This is a genomic window from Aminobacter sp. P9b (assembly GCF_045345995.1).
Taxonomy (GTDB): domain Bacteria; phylum Pseudomonadota; class Alphaproteobacteria; order Rhizobiales; family Rhizobiaceae; genus Aminobacter; species Aminobacter niigataensis.
In genome coordinates, this window is the sequence record NZ_CP150082.1 from 1,449,884 (window position 1) to 1,473,040 (window position 23,157).

Annotated in this window: 25 protein-coding genes; 13 read left to right on the forward strand and 12 right to left on the reverse strand. The window is 63.3% G+C overall.

The genetic code is table 11. The features are described from left to right. Positions 1 to 158: 158 nt before the first annotated feature. The 3 genes from rpoN to ptsN all read left to right on the forward strand — a co-directional run bounded on the left by rpoN (position 159) and on the right by ptsN (position 3,089). A complete protein-coding gene (rpoN, locus tag WHT83_RS07100; protein WP_406873385.1) occupies positions 159 to 1,694 on the forward strand; it encodes an RNA polymerase factor sigma-54 in 1,536 nt (511 codons plus the stop codon). Positions 1,695 to 1,974: 280 nt separating this feature from the next. Next, on the forward strand, positions 1,975 to 2,559 hold the full coding sequence (gene hpf, locus WHT83_RS07105) for a ribosome hibernation-promoting factor, HPF/YfiA family (RefSeq protein ID WP_108605561.1): 585 nt from the start codon (positions 1,975 to 1,977) through the stop codon (positions 2,557 to 2,559). A gap of 65 nt (positions 2,560 to 2,624) precedes the next feature. Continuing rightward, entirely contained in the window at positions 2,625 to 3,089 is a 465-nt protein-coding gene (ptsN, locus tag WHT83_RS07110) for a PTS IIA-like nitrogen regulatory protein PtsN (RefSeq protein WP_108605560.1), read from the forward strand. A 97-nt stretch (positions 3,090 to 3,186) separates the two neighbouring features. Here ptsN and WHT83_RS07115 read toward each other — a convergent pair whose 3' ends face one another. Further along, a complete protein-coding gene (locus WHT83_RS07115) occupies positions 3,187 to 3,444 on the reverse strand; it encodes a DUF1150 family protein (RefSeq protein ID WP_183262986.1) in 258 nt (85 codons plus the stop codon). A 62-nt stretch (positions 3,445 to 3,506) separates the two neighbouring features. Then, positions 3,507 to 3,932, reverse strand: coding sequence for an Hsp20 family protein (locus WHT83_RS07120; RefSeq protein ID WP_108605558.1), 426 nt, complete (start codon positions 3,930 to 3,932; stop codon positions 3,507 to 3,509). A 129-nt stretch (positions 3,933 to 4,061) separates the two neighbouring features. Between WHT83_RS07120 and WHT83_RS07125 the strand changes: the two genes are divergently transcribed. Continuing rightward, the gene (locus WHT83_RS07125) at positions 4,062 to 5,003 is read left to right on the forward strand and encodes a nucleoside hydrolase (RefSeq protein ID WP_406873386.1); all 942 of its coding nucleotides are present in this window, start codon (positions 4,062 to 4,064) and stop codon (positions 5,001 to 5,003) included. An 84-nt stretch (positions 5,004 to 5,087) separates the two neighbouring features. Here WHT83_RS07125 and WHT83_RS07130 read toward each other — a convergent pair whose 3' ends face one another. The 4 genes from WHT83_RS07130 to WHT83_RS07145 form a co-directional block, all read right to left on the reverse strand. Continuing rightward, positions 5,088 to 5,702 carry a LysE family translocator gene (locus tag WHT83_RS07130; protein ID WP_406873387.1) on the reverse strand — a complete coding sequence of 205 codons (615 nt, stop codon included), beginning with the start codon at positions 5,700 to 5,702 and terminating at the stop codon, positions 5,088 to 5,090. Positions 5,703 to 5,771: 69 nt separating this feature from the next. After that, positions 5,772 to 6,671 (reverse strand): ribokinase, encoded by a 900-nt coding sequence (locus WHT83_RS07135; protein ID WP_406873388.1) that lies wholly within the window; start codon positions 6,669 to 6,671, stop codon positions 5,772 to 5,774. Between the two features lie 97 nt (positions 6,672 to 6,768). Next, positions 6,769 to 7,662, reverse strand: a complete 894-nt coding sequence (locus WHT83_RS07140; RefSeq protein WP_183262983.1) for a methylated-DNA--[protein]-cysteine S-methyltransferase — start codon at positions 7,660 to 7,662, stop codon at positions 6,769 to 6,771. Positions 7,663 to 7,724: 62 nt separating this feature from the next. Then, complete coding sequence (locus WHT83_RS07145) at positions 7,725 to 8,219, reverse strand: DUF2244 domain-containing protein (RefSeq protein ID WP_406873389.1); 495 nt, start codon at positions 8,217 to 8,219, stop codon at positions 7,725 to 7,727. A 22-nt stretch (positions 8,220 to 8,241) separates the two neighbouring features. Between WHT83_RS07145 and nth the strand changes: the two genes are divergently transcribed. The 3 genes from nth (at position 8,242) to WHT83_RS07160 (ending at position 9,974) form a co-directional block, all read left to right on the forward strand. Continuing rightward, positions 8,242 to 9,054: an endonuclease III gene (gene nth, locus WHT83_RS07150; RefSeq protein WP_406873390.1), complete on the forward strand. Its 813-nt coding sequence runs from the start codon at positions 8,242 to 8,244 to the stop codon at positions 9,052 to 9,054. A 73-nt stretch (positions 9,055 to 9,127) separates the two neighbouring features. Continuing rightward, a complete protein-coding gene (locus WHT83_RS07155) occupies positions 9,128 to 9,355 on the forward strand; it encodes a YdeI/OmpD-associated family protein (protein WP_406873391.1) in 228 nt (75 codons plus the stop codon). Positions 9,356 to 9,440: 85 nt separating this feature from the next. Next, complete coding sequence (locus tag WHT83_RS07160; RefSeq protein WP_406873392.1) at positions 9,441 to 9,974, forward strand: GNAT family N-acetyltransferase; 534 nt, start codon at positions 9,441 to 9,443, stop codon at positions 9,972 to 9,974. 11 nt (positions 9,975 to 9,985) lie between these two features. Here the strand turns inward: WHT83_RS07160 and WHT83_RS07165 are convergent, their stop codons facing one another. The 6 genes from WHT83_RS07165 to WHT83_RS07190 all read right to left on the reverse strand — a co-directional run bounded on the left by WHT83_RS07165 (position 9,986) and on the right by WHT83_RS07190 (position 17,544). Next, positions 9,986 to 10,582 (reverse strand): transglutaminase-like cysteine peptidase, encoded by a 597-nt coding sequence (locus WHT83_RS07165; RefSeq protein ID WP_406873944.1) that lies wholly within the window; start codon positions 10,580 to 10,582, stop codon positions 9,986 to 9,988. Between the two features lie 142 nt (positions 10,583 to 10,724). Beyond that, positions 10,725 to 11,357 (reverse strand): ribbon-helix-helix domain-containing protein, encoded by a 633-nt coding sequence (locus WHT83_RS07170; RefSeq protein WP_108605548.1) that lies wholly within the window; start codon positions 11,355 to 11,357, stop codon positions 10,725 to 10,727. Next, positions 11,347 to 12,636 carry an HlyD family type I secretion periplasmic adaptor subunit gene (locus WHT83_RS07175; protein WP_108605547.1) on the reverse strand — a complete coding sequence of 430 codons (1,290 nt, stop codon included), beginning with the start codon at positions 12,634 to 12,636 and terminating at the stop codon, positions 11,347 to 11,349. Before WHT83_RS07175 ends, WHT83_RS07170 begins: the two co-directional genes overlap by 11 nt. Positions 12,637 to 12,693: 57 nt before the next feature. Beyond that, positions 12,694 to 14,829, reverse strand: coding sequence for a type I secretion system permease/ATPase (locus WHT83_RS07180; RefSeq protein WP_406873393.1), 2,136 nt, complete (start codon positions 14,827 to 14,829; stop codon positions 12,694 to 12,696). 31 nt (positions 14,830 to 14,860) lie between these two features. Then, positions 14,861 to 16,249 (reverse strand): TolC family protein, encoded by a 1,389-nt coding sequence (locus WHT83_RS07185; protein ID WP_406873945.1) that lies wholly within the window; start codon positions 16,247 to 16,249, stop codon positions 14,861 to 14,863. 362 nt (positions 16,250 to 16,611) lie between these two features. Continuing rightward, entirely contained in the window at positions 16,612 to 17,544 is a 933-nt protein-coding gene (locus tag WHT83_RS07190; RefSeq protein ID WP_406873394.1) for a transglutaminase-like cysteine peptidase, read from the reverse strand. Positions 17,545 to 17,843: 299 nt separating this feature from the next. Here WHT83_RS07190 and WHT83_RS07195 point away from each other — a divergent pair, with 299 nt between their 5' ends. From WHT83_RS07195 to WHT83_RS07220, 6 genes are all read left to right on the forward strand, one after another. Beyond that, complete coding sequence (locus tag WHT83_RS07195; RefSeq protein ID WP_406873395.1) at positions 17,844 to 18,512, forward strand: thermonuclease family protein; 669 nt, start codon at positions 17,844 to 17,846, stop codon at positions 18,510 to 18,512. Between the two features lie 156 nt (positions 18,513 to 18,668). Further along, entirely contained in the window at positions 18,669 to 19,454 is a 786-nt protein-coding gene (locus WHT83_RS07200; RefSeq protein WP_159091512.1) for a GGDEF domain-containing protein, read from the forward strand. A 271-nt stretch (positions 19,455 to 19,725) separates the two neighbouring features. Next, positions 19,726 to 20,859, forward strand: coding sequence for a hypothetical protein (locus WHT83_RS07205; RefSeq protein ID WP_406873396.1), 1,134 nt, complete (start codon positions 19,726 to 19,728; stop codon positions 20,857 to 20,859). A 224-nt stretch (positions 20,860 to 21,083) separates the two neighbouring features. Then, positions 21,084 to 21,755: an amino acid ABC transporter permease gene (locus tag WHT83_RS07210; protein WP_406873397.1), complete on the forward strand. Its 672-nt coding sequence runs from the start codon at positions 21,084 to 21,086 to the stop codon at positions 21,753 to 21,755. Continuing rightward, entirely contained in the window at positions 21,755 to 22,426 is a 672-nt protein-coding gene (locus WHT83_RS07215) for an amino acid ABC transporter permease (protein WP_406873398.1), read from the forward strand. The genes WHT83_RS07210 and WHT83_RS07215 overlap by 1 nt, the downstream gene beginning before the upstream one ends. Then, positions 22,426 to 23,157, forward strand: a complete 732-nt coding sequence (locus WHT83_RS07220; protein WP_406873399.1) for an amino acid ABC transporter ATP-binding protein — start codon at positions 22,426 to 22,428, stop codon at positions 23,155 to 23,157. The genes WHT83_RS07215 and WHT83_RS07220 overlap by 1 nt, the downstream gene beginning before the upstream one ends.

The following is a 23,157-nucleotide window of genomic DNA, read 5'->3' on the forward strand; positions in this document are numbered from 1 at the left end:
CATGGCGTGTCTGCTTGGCATGCCGAGGGTGTCCTGCGCCGCAAATAGCGTCGGCGAAGCCCCAATCTCCTTGACATGCAAAAGCTGGGCCAGTTCTATCTCGCTGGTAGGCGTGCCGGTTTTCGGCCGTCCTGGGTCGGGATCGGTTACCTCAGATAATGGCGCTGTCGGCAAAACTACAGCTACGGCAGTCGCAGTCCCTGGTGATGACGCCCCAGCTGATGCAGTCGATCCGGCTGCTGCAGTTCACGCACACCGAGCTTGAGCGTTTCATCGACGACGAGATCGAGCGCAATCCGCTGTTGGAACGCGCCGAAGCGCCCGAAGACGCGCCCGGCGACCAGTTTCCCAAGATTGAAACGCAAGGCGAGGCCAACGCTGCGCCGAGCGACGACTGGTTCGAAGGCGAGGCCGGCTGGAGTTCCGAGGCCATCTCCGAAAAGCTCGACACTTCGCTCGAGAACCTGTTTCCCGACGATCCCGGTGCCGTCGAGCGAATGGGCCCGGACCTTGCCATGCAGTGGAAGTCGGCCTCCTCTGGCACCGGCTCAGGCGGCGCGTCCGAAGGCTTCGACATGGAGGATATGGCCGCTGCAGCAGTGACACTGCGCGATCATGTCGGCGAGCAGATTTCATTCGGCTTTGTCGATCCGGCGGAGCGGCTGGTCGCTTCCGAATTGACCGACTGGCTCGACGAGGCGGGCTACTTCCGAGGCGAGCCTGTCGAGATCGCCGGCCGGTTCGGCGTCGACGAGGCATTTGTGCTGAGGGTACTTGCCGGCTGTCAAGGCTTCGATCCGGCTGGCCTGTTTGCGCGCGACCTTGCCGAGTGCCTGCGCATCCAGCTTGGGCGCCGCGACCGCCTCGATCCGGCGATGGCGGCACTGGTCGACAATCTCGAACTGTTGGCCAAGCGCGATTTCCAGAGCCTCAAGCGCATCTGTGGCGTCGACGAGGAGGATCTGCTCGCCATGCTGGCCGAGATCCGTGCCCTCGACCCCAGGCCGGGCGGCGGCTTTGTCGGAGGTGCAGCCGACACCATCGTGCCCGACGTCGAGGTGCGCCAGGCCGCCGACGGCAGCTGGGCCGTCGAACTCAACCCGGAGACCTTGCCGCGCGTGCTGGTCGACCAGGTCTATTTCGCCGAGGTGACGGGCCGCACCAAGGACCAAGGCGAGCGCAACTTCCTCTCCGAGTGCCTGCAGAATGCCAACTGGCTGACGCGCAGCCTCGACCAGCGCGCCAAGACCATCCTCAAGGTCGCCGCCGAGATCGTCCGCCAGCAGGACGCCTTCCTCGTCCATGGCGTGCGCCATCTCAGGCCTCTCAACCTGCGCACAGTCGCCGACGCCATCGGCATGCATGAATCGACGGTCAGCCGCGTCACGGCCAACAAATACATGCTGACGACGCGCGGCGTGTTCGAACTGCGCTACTTCTTCACCGCCTCGATCGCCTCTGCCGAGGGCGGCGACGCCCACTCTTCAGAGGCAGTCAGGGACCGGATTCGACAGATGATCGAGGAGGAGCAGGTCGCCGACGTGCTTTCGGACGATGCCATTGTGGATATCTTGAAGAAAAGTGGCGTGGACATCGCTCGCCGCACCGTCGCAAAATATCGTGAGGGCATGAACATCGCCTCGTCGGTGCAGCGCCGGCGCGAAAAGCGCGCTATAGCAGGTACTGCGAACTAGCCGAAAAGCGGTGTATTTGGGCCGATCCGGGCCCTTGATTGACAATCCCTAATGAAGTGTCTAGAAGCCCGCCCGCATGAAGAGGGCTGAGCCCGCCAAGGAAAGATGCGGCACAGGATGGCTTGCGACACGAGCCAGCGGCTGCCGGGTGGTGGCCCAAGATCAGCCGACAGGTTCGGACTTAAATTCGGTGTGGCAAGCGAGGCAACGCTTGTTTGCATCGGCCACGGGTATAAACTCGGACCAGTTTGAAGTCTGAACAGAAAAGGTCAGTTTTCAGATGAGCCTGCGTATTTCAGGAAAGCACATGGATGTCGGCGATGCGTTTCGTGCGCGCATCGAAGGACGTATCGGCGAAGCGATCGGCAAATATTTCGATCGTGGATTTTCCGGACACGTCAACGTCGTGAAGGCCGGCTCGCGCTACACCGCCGATTGCGTGGTGCGGCTCGATTCGGGCATGTCGTTGCAAGCGACCGGAGACGCCCAGGAACCGACTGCCGCGTTCGACGCGGCGGCCGACAAGCTCGAAACCCGCTTGAGGCGCTACAAGCGCCGGCTCAAGTCGCACAATATGGGTGCAGGCAACGGCGAGTTGACCGACATTGCCTACTCGGTGGTGGCAGCCCTCGTCGATGACGACGAAGACGTGCCCGAGGATTTCGCACCCGCCATCGTCGCCGAATCGACGATGGTACTGAAGACCATGTCGGTGGCTTCTGCGGTCATCGAGCTCGACACCAAGGACAGCCCCGTTGTGGTCTTCCGCAATGCCGGCAACGAGCAACTCAACATTGTCTACCGCCGGTCTGATGGAAACATCGGCTGGATAGATCCCTCGACCGCAAAGGTCGCTCAGGGATAGTCGCCGCCGACCGCATGTGGGGATTTGGGGTAATGCGGCGGTGAGCACAGCAAGGGAATTTCAGCATGGATCTGAGTGATCTGATCGAGGTACCGGCGATCATGCCGGCCTTGAAGGCGAACTCGAAGAAGCAGCTTTTGCAACTTCTCGCCGAAAGGGCCGCAGCGATTTCCGGCATCCCCGAGCGGGAGGTGTTCGACACCATCCTACAGCGCGAGCGTCTTGGCTCGACCGGTGTCGGAAATGGCATCGCCATCCCGCATGGAAAGCTCGCAGGGGTGAAGCGCATTACCGGCGTCTTCGCGCGCTTGGAAACGCCGGTCGATTTCGAGGCGCTGGACGACCAGCCGGTCGATCTCGTCTTCCTGCTTCTGGCTCCTGAAGGCGCCGGTGCCGATCATCTCAAGGCACTGTCGCGCATCGCGCGTGTGCTGCGCGATGCCGACACGGTTGCCAAGATTCGCGGCACCCGCGATTCGTCGGCCATACACGCGCTGCTGTCGGAAACGCCTGCGTCGCACGCCGCCTGATTTCGATTGTTGGAAAAAGCTTGGAAGGGCCGCGTCTTGCGGCCCTTTTCCGTTTCGCCTGTCACATCGGCCTGCCGGGCCGACAACCCCTGCAAGGTTAGTGGATGGCGACGGTCGTCAGATCGTTTTCCATGGCGCCGGCAAGGGCGCGGTCACGGGCATCGGACAGCAGGATCGGCTCGCCATTGGCGGCAAACAGCGCCCACAGCTCAAGGCCGGGATCGATCTGCGTCAGGCCTGGGAAACGGCCGCGCAGGTCGTCGCTGGAAACCTTCCGGAGATAGGCGACGGAGCCTTCGCCGAGATGGGCGAGTTCCCCCGTGGTCATGGTGTGTCTCTGGTCAGTATTGGGCATTTTCAGCCTCCTTCTAGCCTGGATGCCATGATGGCCATCCCGCATAAGAGCTTCGGCAGTGTTTATTCTGCTACCGATATGTTTATTTTTCGTACCAGGCGTTCGGCTTCCGGCCGGTCGAGATCGACCGACAACAAGCCGTTCTTCAGATCGGCCGCGATCACCCGCATCCCGTCGGCCAGCACGAAGCAGCGTTGGAACTGCCGCGAGGCAATGCCCCGATGCAGGAACTCGCGCTCCTTTTCGTCACCCTGTCGGCCACGCACGATGAGCTGGTTCTCCTCGACGGTGACTTCCAGGTCGTTTTCGGCAAAACCCGCCACCGCCAGCGTGATCCGCAGCCTTTCGCCCCGTTCGTCGGCATCCCGGATGCGTTCGATGTTGTAGGGCGGATAGCTGTCGCCCGACTTGGCAAGGCGCTCCAGCGTCTTTTCCATCGTGTCGAAGCCCAGAAGCAGCGGGCTCGAGAAGGGCGTCATACGGCTCATGTTACAGCTTGTCCTCCGAGAGCGACATAATGCGGAAAAACCCGGATGGCATTTTTCCGACAGTTGTTGATATGGTCCGCCCCGTCGGCAACTTCAAGACTGCAAAAACCTGCCCAACAAGGAAAGAAAATGCCCGTACCGCGCAAGATTATCATCGACACCGACCCCGGTCAGGACGATGCCGTCGCCATATTGCTGGCGCTCGGAAGCCCCGAACTCGATATCCTGGGAATCACCGCTGTTGCCGGCAACGTGCCGCTGAAGCTGACCGAAAAGAATGCCCGCAAGATCTGCGAACTGGCCGGCCGCCCCGACGTCAAGGTCTATTCCGGCGCCATCCGCCCGCTGATCCGCGAACTCGTCACCGCCGAGGAAGTTCATGGCAAGACCGGCCTCAACGGCCCCGACCTGCCCGAACCCACCATGAAGCTGCAGGAGCAGCACGCCGTCGACTACCTGGTCGAGACGCTGATGCGCGAGGAAGCCGGCACCATCACGCTGTGCCCGCTCGGCCCGCTGACCAACATCGCCCTCGCCATGATCCGCGAGCCCAGGATTGCGCCGCGTATCAAGGAAATCGTGCTGATGGGCGGTGGTTTCTTCGAAGGCGGCAACGTCACGCCTTCGGCCGAGTTCAACATTTATGTCGACCCGCACGCCGCCGACGTGGTGTTCCGCTCGGGCGTTCCGATCGTCGTGATGCCGCTCGACGTCACCCACAAGGCGCTGACCACGACCAAGCGCATCGACTCTTTCCGCAAGCTCGGAACCAAGGTCGGCCTTGCCACCGCACAGATGCTTGAATTCTTCGAGCGCTACGACGAAGGCAAATATGGCACCGACGGCGGTCCGCTGCACGATCCGTGCGTCATCGCTTACCTTATCAAGCCTGAGCTGTTCCAGGGCCGCTACTGCAACGTCACCGTCGAGACCGCCTCGGAACTGACCATGGGCATGACCGTCGTCGACTGGTGGGGCGTCACCAAGCGGCCGAAAAACGCCATCGTCATGCGCGACATCGACCATGACGGCTTCTTCGCGCTGCTGGTCGAGCGTCTGGGCAGGCTCTAGCCGTTTTCCCGCTCCGACATGGGCAGGCAAAGCGAAAAGGGGCGGCGCGAGCCGCCCCTTTTCATGTCTGACGGTGCCTTTGCCTTACTTGGCTCGCGAGAACGCCAGCCACACGCCGCCGCCGACAAGGAACGTGCCGCTGATGCGGGTCATCAGCTTCAGGCGCCGGGCCGAAAGGAACCTGCCGGCGCGCCCGGCGGCCACCGCATAGGTCGAATCCGACAGCGCGGCGAAGACCATCGCCGTGACGCCCATGATGACGATCTGTTGTGCGTAATTGGCGGTCGGGTCGATGAACTGCGGAATGAAGGCACCGAAGAAGATCAGCGTCTTGGGGTTGGAGATGGCAACGAGGAAACCCTGCAGGAAGAAGCCGCCGCGCGGCCGCCTGGGCAGACCGTCCGCTTCCAGCTTGCCGCTGGAGCGGAACATCTGGATGCCGAGCCAGATCAGGTAGGCGGCTCCCAGTAGCCTGACCCATTCGAACCAGTGGCCCATTGTCTCGATCATCGAGTTGAGGCCGATGCCGACGATGGCAATCATCATCGCCACGCCGATCTGGGTACCGGCGACGTTGGCGAGCCCGGCGCGCGTGCCGTGCCTGATGCTCGAGGCGATGATCAGCGTGACGGTCGGCCCCGGGATCAGCACGATGACGATACATGCAACGACATAGGCGACATAGAGTTCGAGCGACATTTTTCCGTTCCTTCGGCTGTCGCCCGCAAGTAAGCACGCGGAAATCCTGCGTGTCCAGCGGAGGGAAACTCAACCCTTCAGTGCTGCGTCCACCTCTGCGGCAAGCGGGATCGCCGGCTGGGCGCCTGGCTTGAGGCAGGCGAGGGAGCCGGCCGCGGCAGCGCGGCGAAGCGCCTCTTCCAGCTCAAGCCCGGCCGACAGTCCGGCGGCAAGATAGCCGCAGAAAGTGTCGCCGGCGCCCACGGTGTCGACCGGCGTGATCTTGAGCGCGTCGACCTGGACAAGTTCGTCGCCCTTGGCTGCCAGCACGCCGTCGCCGCCGAGCGTGACGATGACGGTCGCGCCGGTGCGGCGGGCGAACTCGCCCATGCGCTGCGGCCGTTCGCCGGCGGGCAGGGTCAGCGCTTCGGCATAGAGGTCGAATTCGGTTTCGTTGGCGACGACATAGTCGGCCTTGCCGACAAAACTCGCGGCCTCCGCGCGGAAGGGTGCGGTGTTGAGCATGGTTATGGCGCCCGCCTTGCGCGCCATATCAAGCGCTGCATCCACGGTGGGCAGCGGGATCTCATGCTGCAGCAGCACGACATCGCCTTTCTTGAACTGCGCCTTGTTCAGATCGCCCTGCACCACCGAACCGTTGGCGCCGGGCACCACGGCGATCATGTTCTCGCCGTCGCCGCCAACCAGGATCAGGGCGATGCCGGTGGCTGCCTGGATTTCGGCGACGCCGCCAAGGTCGACGCCGCCCGCCTTGAGATAGGCCGTGGCCTCGCCGGCAAAGGCGTCCTTGCCGACCGCGCCGACCATCCGCACCTGGGCGCCCGCACGCGCTGCCGCGAGCGCCTGGTTGGCGCCCTTGCCGCCGGGCGCCGACTTGAAATCGGCGCCGGGAACTGTCTCGCCGGGACCGGGAAGACGGCTTACGGTTGCGATGAGGTCGAGGTTAATGGATCCGACAACGGTGATCACGACAGTCTCCTGAAAACTCGGCGGAAACTATCCTGTGTCGCGGGCACTTGCCAGATGCCGTCTCGCCATTTGCCGGACGGCGAGACGGCGCGACGTCTTAGCGCGTCACCTGGCCGGCCTCCCAGCCGAGAATGGCGCGCTTGCGCGTCAGGCCCCAGTGATAGCCGGTGAGCGCGCCTGATTTGCCGAGCGCACGGTGGCAGGGCACCACGAAGGAAAGTGGGTTGGCGCCGACGGCGGCACCCACGGCCCGGCTGGCCTTCGGCGCGCCGATCTCGGAGGCGATCGACGAGTAGGTGCAGGCCCGGCCCATCGGGATCTTGAGCAGGGCCTCCCAGACGCGAACCTGGAAATCGGTGCCGATCATCACCACGCGCAACGGCTGGTCCTGCCGCCAGCGCGCCGGGTCGAAGACGCGTGCCGCGTAAGGTGCCGTGGCGCTCATGTCCTCGACATAGGTGGCGTTGGGCCAGCGGCCGGCCATGTCGGCAAAGGCTTCGCGTTCTTCGCCGGCGTCGTTGAAGGACAGGCCGGCAAGGCCGCGGTCGGTGACCATGACGAGCGCCACGCCGAAGGGCGAGATGTGGTAGCCGTAGCGGATGGTGAGCCCGGCGCCGCGCGTCTTGTAGTCGCCCGGCGACATCGCTTCGTGGGTGACGAAGAGGTCGTGCAGGCGTCCCGGACCGGACATGCCGAGTTCGAACGATGTTTCGAGCAGCGGCAGGCCGTCGTCGAGCAGCTTGCGCGCATGGTCGAGCGTCACCGCCTGCAGGAAGGCCTTCGGCGACAGGCCGGCCCAGCGGCTGAACAGCTTCTGCAGGCCGGTCGGCGTTTCGCCGACTTCGTCAGCCAATGCTTCGAGCGAAGGCTGGTCGCGATAGTCGAGGCTGATCTTTTCGATCACCCGTCGTACGGTTTCGTATTCGGCGCCGACGGGCGTGATGTCCTGTTGCAGCGTGGCGATGGGGCTCATTCTCGTCTGGGCGTTCATGGCAATGTCTCCTTGAACGCCAATATCGGCTGCCGGATTGGGAATTCCCACCCGATTCCTGCTCACCGCGACCGTGCCGTGGCCAAAGCGCGCGAAAACGCGGTGGCAAAGCTCTCGCGGTCGTCGGGATTGAGGAAACTGCCGATCGAAACGCTCTTCTCCCGCGACTCGACAGCCATGCCGGTGATGCCGATCTCGTCATGGCGGGATATGGCAAACCGCGCCCAGAACGGGTTGAAATGGAAGCGCTCCGACCTGCCGGACGGCGCGGTCTTGAGGATGTCGAGGCTGGTGCGCGACACGCTCACTTCCTCGCGGGCGCGGGCGGCGCGGTAGTTGAGGCGGAAGGCGATGTAAAGGGCTACGACATCAAGGCCGAAGAAACCGAATATCGGCCATGCGCCATTGCTGAGGAACACCACGCCGGTGACGATCCAGCCGAACAGCAATGCGCCCATCAGGATGATGAAGCCGGTGCGCCCGAGCGACCGGTGCGGCAGAAGCAGCGCCTTGAAGAAGGGCTCGTCGGCGGCGAAAGTGGCGTTTGTCTCGCTCATGCCGGTTAATTATAGAGAGGCCATGAAAAACCCCAAGACAAAAGATGTTGCGCGGACGGCACCTGCAGGCCTTGGCCAGGCTTCGAAGGCCAAGCCCAAGCCGCGCACGGCGCGCCGCCGGTCGCTCTACTCGTCGGATGAAATCCGGGAGATCTTCCGCCGTTTCGCGGTCCAGCGACCGGAACCGAAAGGCGAACTCGAGCACGTCAATGCCTTCACCCTGCTTGTGGCAGTGGTGCTGTCGGCCCAGGCGACCGATGCCGGCGTCAACAAGGCAACGCGGGCGCTCTTCGCCATTGCCGACACGCCACGGAAGATGCTTGCACTGGGCGAGGAGACGGTCGGCCAGCACATCCGCACCATCGGTCTGTGGCGCAACAAGGCCAAGAACGTGATTGCGCTCTCGGAAGCCTTGATCCGCGACCATGGCGGCGAAGTGCCCGACGACCGCGACCTGCTCGTCGAGCTGCCGGGCGTCGGCCGCAAGACCGCCAACGTGGTGCTCAACATGGCATTCGGCCACCACACCATGGCGGTCGACACCCATATCCTGCGTATCGGCAACCGCATCGGGCTGGCGCCCGGCAAGACGCCGGACCAGGTCGAGGCGCTGCTGGTCAAGATCATCCCCGACGAATTCATGCGCCACGCCCACCATTGGCTGATCCTGCACGGGCGCTACGTCTGCAAGGCGCGCAAGCCCGATTGCTGGCGCTGCGTCATCGCCGACATCTGCAAGTCACCGGAAAAGAGCACGAGCGAGCCGGCCCCGCTGGTGCCACTCGACGACATCGACCCGATCGAAGTCGCGGAAGCGGAGGTTGCGGCTCAGTAGCCGCCTTTTGTCTTGTAAGCAGAGCGATGCCCTCCCGGTTGACGGTCGGGCGCACAGCCCGCAGATTTCGCCGATGGCCCTGAGGCGCGACATCAACCCGATGCCGGACTGGATCCGCAGCGAGCTCGTTTCGCGCGGCGTGCTTGCGGCCTACGAGGCGCGGCCGGACTACCAGCGCAACGATTATCTCGGCTGGATCGAGCGCGCCGAGCGCGCGGAGACGCGACGCAAGCGGCTCGACCAGATGCTTGAAGAGCTTGAGCGCGGCGGCGTCTACATGCGGATGGCTTGGAAAGGCTAGCTGGCAGGCACTATCGGCGCGTTCTGGCCTGCTGCCTTATCCGTCATCCGTGATAGACCGCGTCCTGTTTCACGGAGCCTGATCGATGACCGCCTTTGCCCTTGCCGACATTCCTGTCATCGAGACAGAACGCACGATCCTGCGGTCGCACAAGCTTGATGATTTCGAGGCCTATGCCGCGATGTGGGCCGATCCTGTGGTCACGCGCTTCATCGCCAAGCCGCGCACGCGCGAGGAAAGCTGGCAGCGCTTCCTGCGCCACGCCGGGTCATGGTCGCTGATTGGCTATGGCTTCTGGGCCGTCGAGGAAAAGGCCACAGGCCGATTCATCGGCGAGGGCGGTTTCCACGACCTGAAGCGCGACATCGTGCCGTCGATCGAAGGCATCCCGGAAGCAGGCTGGGGGTTCGTCGCCGAGATGCACGGCAAGGGCATGGCCAGCGAAGCGGTCGGCGCCTTCGTGGCATGGGCGGACCGCCGGTTTGGCGGCCGGACGGTCTGCATCATCGATCCAGCCAATGGCGCTTCGCTGCGCGTTGCCGAGAAGAACGGCTATCGCGAGATCGGTCGGACCACCTATCACGGCGAGCCGACGATCCTGCTCGAACGTCAGGGCTGACGTTCGGAGAGCTAGCCGCCGAACGCCGTCGACAGGATCGGCTTGGCCGTGCCGATGCGCTCCCAGCGGCTGCCGTTGCCTTGTGCCTGGCGGGCGAAATAGCTGTAGGGCGTGCTCGACCAGTCGCGGATTGAACTCGTCAGATTGTCGAGGATCAGATCGCCTTCGCTGGTGCGCACGGTCAGGACCGTGTGGCCCTCGCCGCGATAGCGCGCAACGGTGAGCAGCAGCGCCGAGGCCGGCCAGCCGCGCTTGAGCAATTCGCGCTTCTTCAGGATCGCAAAGTCCTCGCAGTCGCCATAGGCGACCGGCACGCGCCAGTCGTCGCCGCTGTCATTGCGTTCCTTGATGCGCGAGTTGACGGCGCGGTTGACCTGCTTGAGCTCCGACTTCAGGTCGGCTTGCAGCGCAACGACCTTCTTACCGCCCGATGTGCTGCACAGGCCGGGTTCACGGCCGCAGAAGGAGGCGAATGCGGGCGGCGCGAAGGCCTTGCCCTTGGTTTCCATGGTGGTCCCGGCCTGGGCTGCCTGGATTCCGGCAAGCAAAGACGAGAATGCGATCAGCGCAATGAAGCGTTTCACAGCAGATATCCCCGATGTGTGGATTTCAGAATGACGTAGGGTGATTAATGAGGGGTTGCTAAAATAAAACTCTGTCAAAAGCGATAGCGGCGCGGCTGACAAATTGTTGCCGAGGTCATTACAATTTGAACTAACCGGACATCAGGTGGGCGCTTTTGTCGCCCGCCTAGCCGTTGACCACGAAGCAAAGCAGCAGTTCTGGCGTCTTTATCGGCGCACGGACGATGTTGAGCTGGCCGCGGTAACGCCGCTCAGCGGCGCTGATGACAAATCCGCTGGCGATCGGCACGCCGTCATTGGCGTCGAGCTTGGCGAAGATGTCGGCGACGTTGAGATCGAGCGAGAGCCTGAGATCGCGATGCGCGTCTTCGCCGAACCCGACGGGCAGCTGGCGCCTGACCAGGTGCTGGAAAGCGGGATTGAACGTCAGGATCTTCTTGGTCGATGAAAGCGCGAAGGCCGGCGCCGGGCAGGCGCCGAGAATGGCATTGATCGTGCGCAGCGAGGCCAGCTTGCCGAGCGCTGCACCTTGGTCGGACATCCAGCGCAGGCAGGCCACGCGGATCGCCGAGGCCAGGTTGGCGGTATCGCCATTGGCCTGCGCGATCACCTCCACCATCTCGCCGATGGTCAGGTGGTTGTGCTCGGCGAGTTGCCGCAGCGTGTTCCAGAACAGTCGCTCGAGCCTGATGCCGCGCCGGGTGCCTAGGCGGACGACGACGCGAAAATCGGTGGTCAGATCGTCGGTCGAAAAGACGTGGATTCCGTGGCTCTCGGGCGAGGTGGCGCTATCGTTCACGAAGCGCCTCGTCGCGTGCCTTGTTGATGGGCTTGAGCAGGTAGCTCAGGATGGTCTTCCGCCCAGTGATGATCTCCACCGTGCTGATCATGCCAGGAATGATCGAATAGGACTTGCCGTCCCTTTCCAGCGCCGAGCGGTCGGTCGAGACGCGAACCTGGTAATAGGGTTCGCCGGTATTCTGGTCGACCAAGCTGTCGGCGGTGATGGTCTGCACCTTGCCGTCGAGGCCGCCGAAGACCGAGAAATCATAGGCCGAGACCTTGATCAGCGCCTTCTGGTCGGGACGGATGAAGGCGACGTCGCGCGGCGAGACGCGGGCCTCCACCAGCAGGGTCTCGGAGGTCGGCACGATGCCTGCGACCACGGCACCGGGCTGCACGAAGGCGCCGAGCGTATTGACGTCGAGCGTGTTGACGATGCCATCGACCGGCGAGCGGATGTCGGTGCGGGCAACGCGGTCGGTGGCGCCGCGGATGGTTTCGTCGACGACCGAAAGCTCGGCCAGCGCCTGGGTCAGTTCGTCCAGGGCCTCCTGCTGGAGTTGCAGGCCGAATTCGTCGACCTGGAGCTTGGCTTCGACGATCGCTGCCGCGGTTCTCTTGATCGTCTCGTCGGCGAGATTGAGCTGGCCGCGCATTTCGGTCTGCTCGCGATCGACGCGGATCTGCTCAGTCTTGGCCATCAGGTTGCGCTTGACCATGGAGCTGACCAGCGCCGCCTCCCGGTCGCTGACCGCCAGGCTTTCCGTCAGCCTGGTTACGTTGACCTTGGCTTCGTTGAGTTCCTTTTCGCGCTGGTCGAGCCGCGATTTCAGCACGTTGAGCTTGGTGTCGAAATTCTGCCGGCGGGCCACCAGGAGCTTCTGTTCGTTCTCGCAGATCTGGGGCGCCGTCTGCATCAGGTTTTCCGGGCAGGCCAGCGGTTCGGCGATCCGGCCTTCCTGCTCCTGCTTGAGGCGGGCGATGCGTGCGCCGAGCGTGCGCGCCTTTGCCTGCTGTTCACCCAGGCTGGAAGTGCTGACGGTGTTGTCGAGGCGGACGATGAGGTCGTTCTTCTTGACCACCTGGCCGACCTGGACGGCTATTTCCTGGACCACGCCGGCTTCGCTCGCCTGCACGATCTGGGTCTTGGATGCCGGGATGACCTTGCCTTCGCCGCGTGCGATCTCGTCGACCTCGGCAAACGAGGCCCAGGCGACGAACGCCACGAACAATGCCGCGATGATCAGCACCGCTGCCGACGCGAAAAATGGCGGTCTATCTTCTCTGGCTATCATCAATGCCCCGTTATATTGAACGTGTTCAATATAATCACACTGTCAAACCGACTGCCTTCAGCTATTTGGCTTCTGCAGTGCCTGAATGACTTTTTCCTTGGGACCATCCGCAACTATACGGCCCTGTTCGACGACAATGAGGCGGTCGACGATCTCGAGCATACTGTAGCGGTGGGTCGAAATGATCAGCGTGGTCTTGTCGTTGAACGCGGTCTTCAGCTGTTTTATCAGCTGGCGCTCGGACGCCAGGTCCATCGAGCCGGACGGTTCGTCGAGGAACACGATCTTGGGTTTCGTCATCAGCAGCCGGGCGATCGCCACCGCCTGTCTCTGTCCGCCCGACAGGTTGGTGCCGCGCTCCCCGACATTCATGTCGTAGCCGCGCGGATGGCGTGAGACGAAGTCGTCGACGCCGGCCAGCTTGGCGGCATCGATGATTTCCTCGTCGGTGGCTTCGGGCCGCGCCATCAGGAGGTTTTCCTTGATCGTGCCGGAAAACAGGTCGCCGGCCTGGGCGACGATGCCGACGGCGGAGCGGACCTCCGAAGGGTGGTACTGGCGGATGTCGATGCCGTCGAGCAGCAGCTCGCCGGTCGTCGGCAAATAGAGCCGGCCGACCAGCCGCCCGAACGTCGTCTTGCCGGAGCCGATGCGGCCGATGATGCCGACGCGCTCGCCGGGATTGATCGTCAGGTTCACGCCCGTCAGGACCTCGGTCTCGGTACCGGGATAGACAAAGCCGACATTGCGCAGCGTCAGCGCACCGACCCGGATCGGGCGGTTGACGAAGCCGACCGTGTCGGGCCGGTCTTCCGGCTGCTGCATGATGGTGTTCAGCACCTTGAGCGACAGCGTCGCCTGGCGGAAGCGCGAAAGGGTCATGGCCAACTGGCCGAGCGGTGCCACAGCGCGGCCCGACAGCATGACGGCCGCGATGATGGCGCCAGTCGAGATGGCGCCGCTGTCGAAGGCATAGGCACCCGCGACCACCAGGGCCACGGTCACCATCTGCTGGATGAACTGCGTCATGTTGGCGGCCGCCGCCGACAGCTCCTTGATCTTTTCGGAGGTGTTGGCGGCATTCTTGGAATGCTCGCGCCACTTGCGCAGCAGGTAGGCTTCGGCGCGCAGCGACTTGATCGTCTCGATCGTCGAGATCGACTCGACCAGCAGCGATTGGCGCTGCGACGCTTCGTTCAGCGAGGCGGCGACCCGCTTGCCGATGCGCTGTTGCGCCACCAGCCCGATGATAACGGCCAGTATGAAAGCGATGACAGGGATGACCACCAGCCAGCTCGCCACGGCATAGATCACCAGCAGGAAGATGAAGACGAAGGCGGTGTCGATGAAGGTGCTGACCGTGTTCGAGGTGAAGAACTCGCGCACGAACTCATATTGCGTCACCCGGTTGGCATATTCGCCGGTGGAGGCGGGGCGCGCGCTGAGCGAGGTGTTCAGCACCTTCTCGAACAGCATGTAGGAGATGCGCAGGTCGGCCTTGCGCCCGGCATGGTCGATGAGCGCGGCGCGCGCCGTCTTCAACAGCAGGTCGAACAGGATGGCGGTTGCCACGCCGATCGCCAGTACCCACAGCGACGAGATCGACTTGTTGGGCAGGATGCGGTCGTAGACGTTCATCGTGAAGATGGGCGAGGCGATGGCCAGGAGGTTGATGAAGATCGCCGCCAGCGCCACGCGCGAATAGGACCGCCAGAACGCGCCGAGCGTGCCGTACAGCCAGTGCGGGCGCTCTATCTTCGCCGCGGTGCCGACGGTCATGTCCTCGGCGGCATTGGCGTAGGTGATGGAGAAGCCGACGCCGCCTGATATCGGCACGCCCATCAACTCGGCGCGCGAGATCGAGGTGCGACCATCTTCCTGCGGTCCCGTCAGGAACTCCGCACCATCCCTCTGCTCGGCCAGGATGGCGATGGGCAGCCGGTTGGAACGGAAGACGATGGCCGGCAGGTCGAAGCGGCCGCGCACGAAGTCGCGATGTTCGAACTCTTGCGTTTCCAGGCCGATGCGTTCGGCCAGGTGGCGGATTTCCTGGACTTCGACCCTCGTCTCCGAGATCGGCACGCCGGAAAACAGCACTGTCTCGGCACTGGGGCGGCCGAGATAGGCAGCCACAGCCGAAAAACAGGATTTGAACGCTTCGACCGGAGTCTGGATATGCGTCTGCTGGTTCATGACGGACGGGGCCTGCCGTCAGGCAGACACCCTACTTCTTTCTGACCGGGGCGAGCAGGTCGAATGGCATGTCGTTGACCTGTTCCGACGGCGTCCGTGCGTAGGTCTCGGTGTCGGCGGTCGCCGGCACGTTGAACTCGGTGCGGGCGTAGGCGGCAGCCTGCTTCGCCGGTGCGATGTTCATGGTCTTCAGCAACTGGCCGGTCGCTGCGAGCAGCCGGTATTCGGCGAACAACGACGCGAATGATGCGGTGTTTGCCAGGGTCTCGGTGTTGAAGCGCGTGTTCTGCGCGTCGAGCACGTCGAGCAGCGAACGCTGGCCGACCTTGAACTGCTCGCGATACGAGGTCACCAGCCTGTCATTGGCGACGGCCTGCTGGCGCAGTGTCTTGGCGAGGTCGGCCTGGCGGAAGCGGCGGTCCCAGGAGATGCGCACGGCTTCTTCGATCTCGCGCTGCACCTGATGCATGGCAAGGCGCTGCTCGCTGACGCGGCGGATCTGTTCCTGCTCGTTGGCCTTGTCGATGCCGCCGCGATAGAGGTTCCAGCGCAGCACCAGGCGGGCCTGCAGGTCGTTGGTCTCGTCGGCGGAGCCGTCGATGTCGTTGCCGACGCGGGCGCGGCCTTCCGCTACCACCTCGGGGCCGTATTTGGCGCGTGCTGCGTCGACCAGCGAAGCTGCGGCGTCGATGTCGCTGCTGGCCATGTGGATGCGCGGATTGTTGCGGCGGGCGAGGCCGATGGCATCATCGAGCGAACGCGGCAGGGCCTTGGCCACCGAACCGGGCTTGGACGGGCTGACCAGCGGCTTGCCCACGGTCTTGAAGAAACGGATCTTGGCCGCTTCCAGTTCCTCGGACGCTTCCTGCACGCGCGCCTTGGCGGCGAACAGGCGTTCTTCGGCCTGCTGGCGGTCGGCGTCGGTCAGCGCACCGCCCTGGATACCCTCGCGGATGTCGCCGAGGATCGACTGGTGGAAGCCGAGATTGCGCTTGGCCTCGCCCACGATCTGGGCCTGCAGTACGTATTCGAGGTAATCCTGGACGACCGAAAGGCCAATGAATTCCGAACGCTCGAGAACGCGGAAGGATGCGCCGTCGACGCGCGATGCCTGGCGGGTCAGTTCGGCGCGGCGTGCGCCGTTGTCGAACAGCTTCTGGGTGACGACGACGCCGGCTTCCGACGGATAGAGCGCATCGTCTTCGATCGACAGGGCGCGCCGCGACGGGTTGTCGAGTCGGCGCACGCCGGTCGAGGCTTCCAGGTCGACGCTGGGGAGATAGAGGCCCTTCGCCTGCCGCAGTTCGAATTCGATCGCTTCGCGGTTCTCGACGGCCTGACCGATCTCGGGGTTGGATTCGACGGCCACCGCCATCGCTTCCTTCAGCGACAGCGCGCTTGCGCCATTGCCCGATAGCATGGTCGCTGCCAACAAAACCGCCAGCCGCTGCGCAAAGCGCCCAAAATTCAACTGCATCTAAACTCTCCCCCACTCCATCCCGACATTGGTCACAGCCAGGATCCCTATACGTACCCGCCGTGAGCAATTATCCAGCAGCGCATGAAAATCGACAGCAATTTGATTGTCCATATGCTGAATCATGAGGATTTATGCTATTTGGTCAAAGCACTGGTGCAAAAATACTACATATCCAGTTGCTAAATCGGACTTTCGTAATAAACGCCGGGGTTGTGTACAGGGCTGCCGCGGGTGGGGCGGCTGGCGGTTTGGGGGCCAACCGGCAATTGCTGGAATCGGCCAAGCGATTCTAGCGCCTGCGCCTACTGCGGCTGGGGCCCCTCTCCGGGAGCAATTGCTGCGAAATTACCGCCTGCAGAAGCGATCTGCGCCGATCCAGGCCGCGCGCCGTGGATCCAGGCGCGGTCGGTGCTGAACGAATAGAGCGGAACATAGCTCCTGTAGGCGCCGTCGCTGGCCACCGTGTTGCTCAGATTGTCGAGGATGAAGTTTCCACTTTGGGTGGCAACCGACAGGACTGCGTGAAACACCCCCCGGCCGGTGTCCTGAAGTACAACCAGCGACATGCTGCGCGCCGGAACGCCGGCTTCGATCAGCGCCGCCATCTTGAGAATGACGTAGTCTTCGCAGTCGCCGACGCCACGCGACAGTATTTCCGCCGGCTTCGCCCAATAATCGAGGTTGCCGTAGACCGCATCGTCCTTGCGGTAGGCTATCATCGTGTTGACGGCGCGGTTGACGCTGGCAAGCTTGTCCATGAATTTCTTGTCGCGGGCGCCAGTTGCGGCGGCTGCGAATGCGGCACCGCGCTTGCCGCAGTTGGTCGCGTCGGCACAGTCGCCGATCTTGCTGTAGACCTTGGCCCAGCGGCCGGCGACGGGAAAGTTGCGCATCGGAATGGCGACCGAGCCGAACACGCCGGGCACGATGGCAGCCGTCTTGATCGGGTCGATGCCCTCGGGAGTGACGTCTGCCTGCGAAGCGGTGCGCACGGCCAGGCCGTAGCCGTCGAAGTCCTGGCCGAACTGGAAAGGCTTGTTTGCAACCGCGGCCGCAGTTGGTTCCGGCAGCATCAGGCCGCCGAGAAGCCGTGTGGCGTGTGGCTGATTGGCGGCGGAAGCATCGGCATCGGAATCCTGGTTGGCATGGGCGCCGTGCAGTGCCGCGGCAAGAAATGCCGTTGCCGCAAGGATATTCAACCCGAACTTCGAAGCGTTAGATTGTGTTGCTTTCATGTCGCCCACCTATTTTGGTGAAAGCTAGCAACATCATCTCAAATTATCGGAAAGGAACGCAGGTAATCGGAAGATAATCTTCGAGTTACACTTTGCATCGAATTTTACGAGAATTTTCTACTTCGCTTTGTCCGGGGCTGGCGCAGCCGCACGATCCATGGCCTTGTTGACCTTGAGCGGAGGAGTGCGAACAGCCGGGCGATGGCAAGCAGCAGATCTGAAACCTTGGCGGTCCGGTGCGGGCGAGGGCCGGTCTTATGACAATGGCGCGAAGGATGCTGGTTCACGCCGGAGCGGCTATGGCCATCAGCGCTGTCGCAGTGACGATCATGGCGGCGAAAAGCGTACATCTGCCGCCGCAGCCGGTACTTGAAAGCGTGCCGGCCGAAACGCTGTCGTTGCCGTCGCCTCGACATCAGGGCGCTGGAATAGCCGTCGCCGAGGTGCCGCCGAGCCCGGCGCGATCGATCGCACCCGACATTGTCGCGCCTCCCGAAGTCGCCAGGCTCCAATTGGAGCGTATCGAGGCAAGGCCACCTCTCGGGGATCTCGGGCTTGCCCCGCCGCCGAAGCGGGTCGGGCCTGACGACTGGGAGGGCACGCTGCTGTATCGTCCCGTGGTGACATCCTCGGCCTCGTTCGAGGCGATGGGCTACGTCATATTTGTTGCCGGCGCCGAGGCGATCGACCCTGGCCAGACCTGCCGGTTCGAGGGGGTTGCCTGGCGTTGCGGCGAGCGCGCCATGCTCGCCTTCAGGTACTGGCTTCGCGGCCGCGCACCTCTGTGCCAGGTGTTTCCGCCGGCCGAGCGGCAACCGGTGGCGGCCGCCTGCAGGATCGGCAAGCAGGATGTCGGCGCATGGCTCGTTTCCAATGGCTGGGCGCATGCGCTGCCCGGTGGTGGCTATGAAAAGGCCGAAGAGGTGGCGCGGAAGGCCGGCATGGGGGTGTTCGGCCCGCCGGATTGATCGGCACAAATCGACGCCGCAAAATGGCTTGGGCCTGTTCAAAAGCGCCAGCTTCGGCTACTTTCCGGCAAATCCGTCAAATTGTTCGTATTCACGGAGGGAATGTTTCATTCTCAACGGGTAGATCGATTCGACATGAGAGCGGAGGGATCTGGCGTGGACAATTCTGGTGCAGGGAATGCGGGTCGAAGCTGGGCGCCGGTTGCCCGCTATGCGCTGCTCGGCACGGCCGCTTGCGTGGCTGTTGCGGCAGGGGCCGCGGCAATCCTGTTTCAGGGCCAGGGCGACCAGGTATTCTGGCGCGGCGTGATTGGCGCCGGTGTCGTTGCCGGTCTGGTCGCTGCACCGCTGCTCACCATCGTTGCCAATGAACGGCGCAAGTTCGGCGCGCTGAAATCCGAGGTCAGCCGGCTGTCGTCGACCGACGCGCTCACCTCCTGCCTCAACAGCGGCGTCTTCGCCAATCTGATCGATGCTTTCCGCGGCAGCTCGGCATCAGGCGGTCGCCGTCAGGGTGCTCTGCTGGTCGTCGAGATCGATGATTTCCGCGCCATCAACGCCAAGTTCGGCCATGCCTGGGGCGACGAGGTGCTGAAGAGCGTCGCCGGAACGATCAAGGCCTCGGTGCGCGCGGGCGATCTGGTCGGTCGCATCGGCGGCGAGGAATTCGGCATCTTCCTGCCCGGTACCAGCCGCGAGAACGCCGAGCGCGTCGCCGAGCGTATCCGTGGCACTGTCTCCGACACGGTGCTCGAGCCGGGTGCTCGGCAACTGCCTCTGTCGGTCAGCGTCGGTGCCGTACTGTTCGAAGACCAGGTCGAGTTCGACGATATGTTCCGCCATGCCGACGACCGCCTCAGCGAGGCCAAGGCGCGCGGCCGCAATCGCATCGAGTTCGCCGACATGTCGGAAGACGGCGGCAAGCCCAGCCTCAATGCCTGAGGCTGGCGGAGCCGCGGTGGCTTCGCGACATGTATCGAGATCGTTGGCATTTTAACGATCCCGGCAATAATTCCTGAAATGTCAGCATGCCCTAATGTCCCGCAGCCGTGGGGCAGGCCATGTGGTTTTCTACACATCGGAGCATGAAATTTGGCGCGTGCGCCACAAAGCGTTTCACGCTGCAACACATAGTGGCTGGCGGGCATATGGCCGGAACCTAATGTGGCGTGGGCTTGATTCGATCTTTGCACCGAGAGAGGGAGAAAATCCGGTGAAATACAGCAGGAAGCTTCTTGTCAGCGCGGCCTCTGCGCTCGCGATCAGCGCTTTGCCGGTCAAGCTCGACCTTGGGGCCGGCGTCGGTATCGCCAAGACCTCAGCCTATGCCAAGAGCGAGAATGGTGGCGGTAACGGAGGTGGCAACGGTGGTGGCAACGATCGGGGCAACAGCGGTGGCAGGGGCGGTGGCTCGTCCAATGGCAAGTCGGCGTCCGCAGCCGGCAAGACCAGATCGGGCGGCAGTGTCCAGACTGCTTCCGCAGGTGGGCTGATGAAATCGTTGTTCGGCGGCGGGCAGACCAAGAAGGCGGCCGCCACCGGCGCAAAGCGCACGACGCCGAAGAATGCCAAGGCAAATCAGAAGCCGAAGTCTGTGGCCAAAGTCCTGCCGGCTTCCGTGGAGGTTCCGGCGGTGAAGCCGGTCAAGGAAAAGAACCTGAATGCCCGCCTGGCCGGCCTCAATTCCCTCAAGCGGAACTACCACGCCTATCTGAATTCGCAGTCGCCGCGCATGGCTCTCGTCAGGGAGTATGTGCTCAATTCCGCCAAGGCGGATCTGGCAGCGGAGGCGCTTGCCGCTGCGGCCGAAAAGGCAGCACTGGCGCAGACTGCCTTCGACGCGGCCATCGCTGCCATCGAGCCATTTGACGGCAGTGCTCCGATCGCCGATCCGACGACGGATGCGCTGCAGGCGCGCCTTGATGAGTTGAACGGTCTGGAGCTCCCGGCCGATCCGTCGGAGCTCGACGCGTTCAATGCCGAGAAGCAGGCCTTGGCCGATGCAATCGCCGCTGCCGATGACCTGGCAGCCGCCGATCAGGCCGCAGACGATGCCCAGGCTACCGCTGATGCGGCGGCCGAAGGGACGACGGAAGCGGATCTGAGGGAAGCCCTGCTGGCGGCAGCCAATCCCAACCGCGTTGCCGAATATGGCGACGACTATCTGAACGACGACGTGATGGATTGGGCCAAGGATGTTCTCGGCGTCGGCGAGGCTTACGGCAAGATCGATGAGATCAAGGCTACGCTGCCGACAGAGACTGCGGCTGCGGCGCCAGAGCCCGAGCTTGAGCCGGTGATAGTGGTCGAGCCGGCCCCGGAGCCTGTCCTAGTGCCGGCTAACTGAAGCGGTTCCCCAGGTACTGCCGGTCATAAGCGTCCAGCCGCCGCCGGTTCGCCCGGCGGCTGTCGTTTTCTAGGCTGCGAACGCGGCATCAGCGCACAGTTCAGGTGCCGCGCGACCCTTCGCTCATCGTGTGAAAAAGCAGATTTGCAGATCGCCCGGGCGTTGACATCGGGTTGGTCGTTTTGCAAAGTGAAACCGGTTTCACTCTTGGGAACGAGCCCCGCTTGAAGTTCGACCTGTCGATCCTCGCCAAGCACATCCCCTTCCTGCTGGAAGGGGCGTGGCTGACGCTGCAGGCCTGTACGCTTGCCGTCATCGGCTCGCTTGTGCTCGGCCTTGCCGTCGGTGCGATGCGGACATCGGCCTCGCCGCTGCTCAACAGGGTCGCTGCGATCTATGTCGATATCTTCCGCAATATCCCCTTCATCGTGCAGCTGTTTTTCTTCTATTTCGGCCTGCCCGAGATCGGCATCTACATCGATGCCTTCACCACCGGCGTCGTCGCCCTTTCAGTCGCGGGCGGCGCCTTCACCTCCGATGTCATCCGCTCGGGCATCCTGGCCATCGACCCTGGTATCATCGAGGCAGCGCAGGTCAGTGGGCTGAGGAAGAGTACAATCTTCCGCAAGATCATCCTGCCGATTGCCCTGCGCGCCTCGATCCGGCCGCTCGGATCGGTGTTCATCAACCTGATCCTGACCTCGTCGATCCTGTCGACGATCACGCTCAACGAGTTGACCGGCTCGGCCAAGATCGTGGCATCGAACACGTTCAGGCCGTTCGAGGTCTATTTCGTCTTGCTCGTCGCCTACGCCGCGCTGACCTATGCCGTATCGATCCTCATCGGCATGCTGCACCGCCACCTCAATCGCCACCAGCAAGAGGGAGCGGTCTGATGCGTTACGGGGACTTCACGCCGTTCGACATCATCCTTCTGTTGCAAGGCCTTGGTGTCTCGCTGGCATTGTTCGTCTCGACCACGCTGATCGGCCTCGTCATCGGCACGGCCTGGGCAGTGATCCGCTTCTACCGCGTGCCGGTGCTGATGCAGATCGTTACCTTCGTCGCCGAGCTGCTCAAGAACTCGCCGGTGCTGGTGCAGCTGTTTTTGGTGTTCTTCGGCCTGCCGGCCTTCTTCAAGATCAATGTCACACCGACCGAAGCCGCTGTCATCACGCTGTCCGGCAACAGTGCTGCCTTCATCTATGTCATCGCCGTTTCGGCCATCGAGTCCGTCGGCCGCGACCAGATCGAGGCCGCGCGTGTCTTTGGCCTGACGCGCTGGCAGACCCTGCGCCGGGTCATCGCACCGCAGGCCGCGGCCTTTGCCATCGGCCCGCTCACCGGCCTCCTGGTCAACCAGCTGCAGGTCACCTCGCTGATCTCGGTGATCGGCGTCATGGACCTGACCAAGGTCGGCAACATCCTCAACCTGCGCACGCTCAAGCCGTTCCTCGTCTGGACCGCCGTCGGCGCGCTCTACTACCTGACCGCAAAGCTGGTCGCCTACGCCGGAGGCCGTTTCGAAAAGCGGCTCAGGGCGCATACGGCATGGAGAGGTCTCTGATGATCAGCGTATCGGGCCTACGCAAATCTTTTGGCGCCGCCACCGTGCTCGACGGCGTCGACCTCGAAATCCGCCAGGGCGAAGTCGTTTCTGTGCTCGGTTCGTCCGGTTCGGGCAAGTCGACGCTGATCCGCTGCATCAACGGGCTGGAAAAGATCGATGCCGGCAAGATCACGGTCGACGGTTTCGATGTTTCGAAGCCGCGCGAGCTGAGCGAGGCGCGCAAGCGCTCGGGCACGGTGTTCCAGCTGTTCAATCTCTATCCGCACATGACCGCGGTGCAGAACATCGCGCTCGCCCCGGTCGAGGTGCTGAAGGTGCCGCGCAAGCAGGCCGAGACCGAAGCACGCGAGCTGTTGCAGTCGGTCGGGCTGACCGATCGTGCCGACGCCTTTCCCTCGCAGCTGTCCGGCGGCCAACGCCAGCGCGTCGGCATCTGCCGGGCGCTCGCCATGAAGCCGAGCTACCTCCTGCTCGACGAGGTCACCAGCGCGCTCGATCCCGAGATGACGTCAGAAGTGCTGTCGATCCTGGCCAAGCTCGCCAAGGGCGGCACGACGATGGTGTTCGTCACCCACGAGATCGAATTCGCGCGCTCCATTTCCTCGCGTATCGCCTTCCTCGACAAGGGCACGCTCATCGCCGACCTGCCGACCGAAGAATTCTTCTCCGACAAGGGCATGGCGCTGCCGCGCGTGGCTCAATTCCTCTCCAAGATGCGTAAAGACTGA